At 77.2% G+C, this 1661-nt stretch carries 1 protein-coding gene; it reads right to left on the bottom strand.

Going from position 1 to position 1661, the window contains the following annotated elements:
* On the bottom strand, positions 1-1051 hold a 1051-nt coding region (locus V1L54_RS29245), incomplete at its 3' end, for a beta-ketoacyl-ACP synthase III (protein ID WP_330121181.1).
* Positions 1052-1661: the final 610 nt, after the last annotated feature.

The raw sequence follows: 1661 nt of genomic DNA, 5'->3' as shown, positions 1-1661 counted from the left end.
ATCTGCGCACTCCTGCTCTCTCGTGCGGATCGGTCTCGTGCGGGCCGTCTCCGGGACGGGCGATCACGGGCCAGGTCAGTACCGTCGAACCCCAGGTGAGACCGCCGCCGAACGCCGTGAGCAGGACGCGGTCGCCCGGCCCGATCCCACCGGCGGCGTGTGCCTGGTCGAGCGCGAGGGGGATCGACGCGGCGGCGGTGTTGCCCACCTCGGCGATGTTGCTGACGCAGCGTCCGGGCGGGATGCCGAGCTCGTCGGCGAGGTGCCGGGTGATCCGGGCGTTGGCCTGGTGGCCGACCAGGCGGTCGACGTCCCCGGTCTTCCACCCCGCGCGGTCCAGCACCGTCCGCGCCGAGTGGCTCATCCGCTCCACCGCGAGCCGGAAGACCTTCTTGCCGGCCATGGTGAAGTAGTGGTCCCCGGGGCCCGGTTCGACGCCGGACAGCCGCTGGCGCGAGCCGCCCGCGGGCACCGTGATCAGGTCGCCGCCCTCGCCCTCGCTGCCGAGGTCGAACGGTCCCAGGGCGCCCGGCTCGGCCGGGTCGCCGGCCCGCAGCACCACCGCGCCCGCGCCGTCCCCGAAGATCACCGAGGTGGTCCGGTCGCGCGGGTCGAGGATGCTGGAGAAGGTCTCGGCGCCGATCACCAGGACGCGTCCGGCGATGCCCGCGCAGATCAGCCCGGCCGCGGTGGCGAGCCCGTAGACGAATCCGGTGCAGACCGCCGAGACGTCGTACGCGGGCGTCCCGGACAGTCCCAGCCGCGCGGCGACCAGGGGGGCCGTGGCCGGGCAGGGCCGGTCCGGAGTGGTGGTGGCGACCAGTACGGCGTCCACGGCCGGGTCGCCCGCGGACACCAGGGCCCGGGCGCCCGCCCCGACGGCCAGGTCGGAGGTGGCCGTGCCGGGTGCGGCGAAGTACCGCCGCCCGACCCCGGTCCGCGACCGTATCCACTCGTCGGAGGTGTCCAGACCGGCGGCCAGCTCGTCGTTGGACACCGCCCTGGACGGCAGGCGGCTGCCGATCCCGGTCAGCACCGCGGCCCGGTTCACCGGGCACCGCCGCGCGGTCCGCGGTTCCCGGTGGCGGCCCGGCGTGCCGGGCGGCTGTTGCGGTGTACGACCACGCGGTGTTCCTCCCCCTCGTGTCCGGTTCGGCCGGCGGTGTGTCCCGCGGTGTGCTCCGCGGTGCGCCCATGCGGCGCGCCGGGCCGGATGTCCCGGTCCGGGGCCGTACGGACGGTGCGTCAGCCGAGTGTGTGCGGGGCCGCTGACCGGGCGCTGACCGAGCGCTGACGGCCGGCTGACCCGCCGCGGCGGGCGGCCGGGGAGAGGCAAGAACCGGGGGAGAGACGGAGAGAGACGGGGCCCGGCGGGCGGGGCCGCGGCGCCGGCGCCGGACCGGATCCGGCCGGGGCGCCCGCCGGGCCCGCCCCGGTGCTGGTCAGCCGCCGGTCAGCCATCCGTCAGCGCCCGGTCAGCGGCCGTCGGCAGACTCGGCAGCCCGGCCGGCCCGACGGACGGCCCGGCAGCCCGAACGACAGCCCCGATCGACAGCCCAACGGCAGCGCGCCCGTCCCCGGCCCTCCCGCCACCGACACCTCCGGGCGGGCGGGCACCGCGGCCGGGCGCCGGAAAGGCAGGGCACGTCCGTGAGTACGAC

The sequence above is a fragment of the Streptomyces rubellus genome (assembly GCF_036323805.1).
In the GTDB taxonomy this organism is placed as follows: Bacteria; Actinomycetota; Actinomycetes; order Streptomycetales; family Streptomycetaceae; genus Streptomyces.
This window is presented reverse-complemented; position numbering and strand designations above follow the sequence as displayed.